General features: G+C 53.1%; 1 protein-coding gene, 2 tRNA genes and 3 rRNA genes. 5 read left to right on the top strand and 1 reads right to left on the bottom strand.

Annotated elements, in window-relative coordinates:
• On the bottom strand, positions 1-268 hold a 268-nt coding region (locus ACVOKO_RS19260; protein ID WP_346500965.1), incomplete at its 3' end, for a hypothetical protein.
• Between the two features lie 7 nt (positions 269-275).
• Between ACVOKO_RS19260 and ACVOKO_RS19255 the strand changes: the two genes are divergently transcribed.
• From ACVOKO_RS19255 to rrf, 5 genes are all read left to right on the top strand, one after another.
• Positions 276-1,822 (top strand): 16S ribosomal RNA (locus ACVOKO_RS19255).
• A 93-nt stretch (positions 1,823-1,915) separates the two neighbouring features.
• Positions 1,916-1,991 (top strand) — tRNA-Ala (locus tag ACVOKO_RS19250).
• A gap of 73 nt (positions 1,992-2,064) precedes the next feature.
• Positions 2,065-2,141, top strand: a tRNA-Ile gene (locus ACVOKO_RS19245).
• Positions 2,142-2,369: 228 nt separating this feature from the next.
• Positions 2,370-5,248 (top strand): 23S ribosomal RNA (locus tag ACVOKO_RS19240).
• A gap of 165 nt (positions 5,249-5,413) precedes the next feature.
• A 5S ribosomal RNA gene (gene rrf, locus ACVOKO_RS19235) occupies positions 5,414-5,524 on the top strand; the annotation flags it as partial.

The raw sequence follows: 5,524 nt of genomic DNA, 5'->3' as shown, positions 1-5,524 counted from the left end.
CCCCGAAATGAGGTGTTGACGAAGCAGAAAAGCCACCATATAATGGGCGGCTCGCTACGACGGAAACGTCGCAGCCTACGAAGAAGGCGCTGAGGCCTGATTCGAAGTTCTTTGACAGTATGCGCAGGTATCTTGTGAGGACGCCTGCAGGAATGGATGACTGTCCATCTTGCAGACGTTTAATCAAGCAATGATTCAATTGTTTTAATGCAAGCGAAACGTTGCCAGTGGTTGAACTTCTGCAGCTAAAGTTATTGTCTTCGGACATGTAGTTTTAAGTGAAGAGTTTGATCCTGGCTCAGAGTGAACGCTGGCGGTAGGCCTAACACATGCAAGTCGAACGGCAGCACAGTAAGAGCTTGCTCTTATGGGTGGCGAGTGGCGGACGGGTGAGGAATGCATCGGAATCTACTCTTTCGTGGGGGATAACGTAGGGAAACTTACGCTAATACCGCATACGACCTACGGGTGAAAGCCGGGGACCTTCGGGCCTGGCGCGAATGAATGAGCCGATGCCCGATTAGCTAGTTGGCGGGGTAAGAGCCCACCAAGGCGACGATCGGTAGCTGGTCTGAGAGGATGATCAGCCACACTGGAACTGAGACACGGTCCAGACTCCTACGGGAGGCAGCAGTGGGGAATATTGGACAATGGGCGCAAGCCTGATCCAGCCATACCGCGTGGGTGAAGAAGGCCTTCGGGTTGTAAAGCCCTTTTGTTGGGAAAGAAAAGCAGCCGGTTAATACCTGGTTGTTCTGACGGTACCCAAAGAATAAGCACCGGCTAACTTCGTGCCAGCAGCCGCGGTAATACGAAGGGTGCAAGCGTTACTCGGAATTACTGGGCGTAAAGCGTGCGTAGGTGGTTGTTTAAGTCTGTCGTGAAAGCCCTGGGCTCAACCTGGGAATTGCGATGGAAACTGGGCGACTAGAGTGTGGCAGAGGATAGTGGAATTCCTGGTGTAGCAGTGAAATGCGTAGAGATCAGGAGGAACATCCGTGGCGAAGGCGACTGTCTGGGCCAACACTGACACTGAGGCACGAAAGCGTGGGGAGCAAACAGGATTAGATACCCTGGTAGTCCACGCCCTAAACGATGCGAACTGGATGTTGGGTGCAATTTGGCACGCAGTATCGAAGCTAACGCGTTAAGTTCGCCGCCTGGGGAGTACGGTCGCAAGACTGAAACTCAAAGGAATTGACGGGGGCCCGCACAAGCGGTGGAGTATGTGGTTTAATTCGATGCAACGCGAAGAACCTTACCTGGCCTTGACATGTCGCGAACTTTCCAGAGATGGATTGGTGCCTTCGGGAACGCGAACACAGGTGCTGCATGGCTGTCGTCAGCTCGTGTCGTGAGATGTTGGGTTAAGTCCCGCAACGAGCGCAACCCTTGTCCTTAGTTGCCAGCACGTAATGGTGGGAACTCTAAGGAGACCGCCGGTGACAAACCGGAGGAAGGTGGGGATGACGTCAAGTCATCATGGCCCTTACGGCCAGGGCTACACACGTACTACAATGGTGGGGACAGAGGGCTGCAAGCCGGCGACGGTAAGCCAATCCCAGAAACCCTATCTCAGTCCGGATTGGAGTCTGCAACTCGACTCCATGAAGTCGGAATCGCTAGTAATCGCAGATCAGCATTGCTGCGGTGAATACGTTCCCGGGCCTTGTACACACCGCCCGTCACACCATGGGAGTTTGTTGCACCAGAAGCAGGTAGCTTAACCTTCGGGAGGGCGCTTGCCACGGTGTGGCCGATGACTGGGGTGAAGTCGTAACAAGGTAGCCGTATCGGAAGGTGCGGCTGGATCACCTCCTTTTGAGCAAGACAGCATCGCCTGTCAGGCGTCCCCACAAGAAACCTGCATTCAGAGATCTACACCGGCACAGGCTGGTGTGGAAAGTCCCAATTCGGGGCCTTAGCTCAGCTGGGAGAGCACCTGCTTTGCAAGCAGGGGGTCGTCGGTTCGATCCCGACAGGCTCCACCATTATCAGAGTCTTCTCTTGTGATCGCATTGTTGCGAACCGGGATGAGGCGCTGCTGAGTTATGACAGAACATTGGGTCTGTAGCTCAGGTGGTTAGAGCGCACCCCTGATAAGGGTGAGGTCGGTAGTTCGAGTCTACCCAGACCCACCACTCTGAATGTATCCGCATACTAAGAATTTATAGACATCAGCACTGTGGCTGGTATCTGTTCTTTTAAAACTTGTGACGTAGCGAGCGTTTGAGATTATCTATCTTGACGTGTCGTGAGGCTAAGGCGGAAGACTTAAATGTCTTCTTATTAATTGAGTCGTTATATTTCGTATCTGGGCTTTGTACCCCCAGGTCATATATGTAACCCAAGGCAACTTGCGGTTATATGGTCAAGCGAATAAGCGCACACGGTGGATGCCTTGGCGGTCAGAGGCGATGAAGGACGTGGCAGCCTGCGAAAAGTATCGGGGAGCTGGCAACAAGCTTTGATCCGGTAATGTCCGAATGGGGAAACCCACCGCTTCGGCGGTATCCTGCAGTGAATACATAGCTGCTGGAAGCGAACCTGGTGAACTGAAATATCTAAGTAACCAGAGGAAAAGAAATCAACCGAGATTCCCTAAGTAGCGACGAGCGAACGGGGAACAGCCCTTAAGCTGGTATGGTTCTAGAAAAACGGTTTGGAAAAGCCGGCCATAGAAGGTGATAGCCCTGTATTTAAAAGGGCCATTCCAGTGAAGACGAGTAGGGCGGGGCACGTGAAACCCTGTCTGAATATGGGGGGACCATCCTCCAAGGCTAAATACTACTGACCGACCGATAGTGAACCAGTACCGTGAGGGAAAGGCGAAAAGAACCCCGGAGAGGGGAGTGAAATAGATCCTGAAACCGTGTGCGTACAAGCAGTAGGAGCTCGAAAGAGTGACTGCGTACCTTTTGTATAATGGGTCAGCGACTTACTGTTCGTGGCAAGCTTAACCGTATAGGGGAGGCGAAGGGAAACCGAGTCTGATAAGGGCGCATAGTCGCGGGCAGTAGACCCGAAACCGGGTGATCTAGTCATGCCCAGGGTGAAGGTGCGGTAACACGCACTGGAGGCCCGAACCCACTCCCGTTGCAAAGGTAGGGGATGAGGTGTGATTAGGAGTGAAAAGCTAATCGAACCCGGAGATAGCTGGTTCTCCTCGAAAGCTATTTAGGTAGCGCCTCATATGTATCCTCTTGGGGGTAGAGCACTGTTATGGCTAGGGGGTCATCGCGACTTACCAAACCATTGCAAACTCCGAATACCAAGACGGACTGTATGGGAGACACACGGCGGGTGCTAACGTCCGTCGTGAAAAGGGAAACAACCCAGATCCACAGCTAAGGTCCCAAATTTACTGCTAAGTGGAAAACCATGTGGAAAGGCACAGACAGCCAGGAGGTTGGCTTAGAAGCAGCCACCCTTTAAAGAAAGCGTAATAGCTCACTGGTCGAGTCGGTCTGCGGGGAAGATTTAACGGGGCTAAGCAGTAAACCGAAGCTTGGAGTGTGCATATTTATATGTACGCGGTAGAGGAGCGTTCCGTAAGCCTGTGAAGGTGAGTTGAGAAGCTTGCTGGAGGTATCGGAAGTGCGAATGCTGACATGAGTAACGATAATGCGGGTGAAAAACCCGCACGCCGAAAGCCCAAGGTTTCCTTGCGCAACGTTAATCGGCGCAGGGTGAGTCGGCCCCTAAGGCGAGGCAGAAATGCGTAGTCGATGGGAAGCAGGTTAATATTCCTGCACCTCGCGTAAGTGCGATGGAGGGACGGAGAAGGTTAGGTGTACCAGGCGTTGGTTGTCCTGGGGAAAGGCGGTAGGTTTGAATCTTTGGCAAATCCGGGATTCTTTAAGACCGAGCACCGAGACGAGCCTTTAAGGCGAAGTCACTGATACCACGCTTCCAGGAAAAGCTCCTAAGCTTCAGCTTACGCAGACCGTACCGTAAACCGACACAGGTGGGTAGGATGAGAATTCTCAGGCGCTTGAGAGAACTCGGGTGAAGGAACTAGGCAACATGGCACCGTAACTTCGGGAGAAGGTGCACCCTTTTTGGTGGCTCATGCGAGCTATAGCTGAAGAGGGTCGCAGTAACCAGGCCGCTGCGACTGTTTATCAAAAACACAGCACTCTGCAAACACGAAAGTGGACGTATAGGGTGTGACGCCTGCCCGGTGCTGGAAGGTTAATTGATGGGGTCAGCCGCAAGGCGAAGCTCTTGATCGAAGCCCCAGTAAACGGCGGCCGTAACTATAACGGTCCTAAGGTAGCGAAATTCCTTGTCGGGTAAGTTCCGACCTGCACGAATGGCGTAACGACAGCGGCGCTGTCTCCACCCGAGACTCAGTGAAATTGAAATCGCTGTGAAGATGCAGCGTTCCCGTGGCAAGACGGAAAGACCCCGTGAACCTTTACTATAGCTTTACACTGAACGTTGAGTTCGTCTGTGTAGGATAGGTGGGAGGCTATGAAACTGTGGCGCTAGCTGCAGTGGAGCCATCCTTGAAATACCACCCTGTCGTGCTTGACGTTCTAACCTAGGTCCATTATCTGGATCGGGGACCGTGTATGGTGGGTAGTTTGACTGGGGCGGTCTCCTCCTAAAGAGTAACGGAGGAGCTCGAAGGTACGCTCAGCGCGGTCGGACATCGCGCACTGTGTGCAAAGGCATAAGCGTGCTTGACTGCAAGATCGACGGATCAAGCAGGTAGGAAACTAGGACTTAGTGATCCGGTGGTTCTGTATGGAAGGGCCATCGCTCAACGGATAAAAGGTACTCCGGGGATAACAGGCTGATACCGCCCAAGAGTTCATATCGACGGCGGTGTTTGGCACCTCGATGTCGGCTCATCACATCCTGGGGCTGTAGTCGGTCCCAAGGGTATGGCTGTTCGCCATTTAAAGTGGTACGCGAGCTGGGTTCAGAACGTCGTGAGACAGTTCGGTCCCTATCTGCCATGGGCGTTGGAAGTTTGAGAGGGGCTGCTCCTAGTACGAGAGGACCGGAGTGGACGAACCTCTGGTGTTCCGGTTGTCACGCCAGTGGCATTGCCGGGTAGCTATGTTCGGAAGCGATAACCGCTGAAAGCATCTAAGCGGGAAGCGCGCCTCAAGATGAGACTTCCCGGGGCACAAGCCCCCTAAAGGAACCATATAGACTATGTGGTTGATAGGTCAGGTGTGTAAGTACAGCAATGTATTGAGCTAACTGATACTAATGATCCGTGAGGCTTGACCATATAACCTCAAGTTGCCTTGGCCGACATGACATGTCGATAGAGTCCAAGTTGCACGCTACGTCACAAGACCAAACGCGAGACAGGCGCCGTAGGCCCTTTCTTGGATGGCATGCAGATCCACGCATACCTCCAGAAAGAAGACACGAGCGACGCTCCAACCGTCTCCCTGATGAAATTAGCGCTATGGAACCACCCGATCCCATCCCGAACTCGGAAGTGAAACGTAGCCGCGCCGATGGTAGTGCAGCCTAAGCTGTGCGAGAGTAGGTCATCGTC

The organism is Stenotrophomonas sp. STEN240 (genome assembly GCF_056756175.1).
This window is presented reverse-complemented; position numbering and strand designations above follow the sequence as displayed.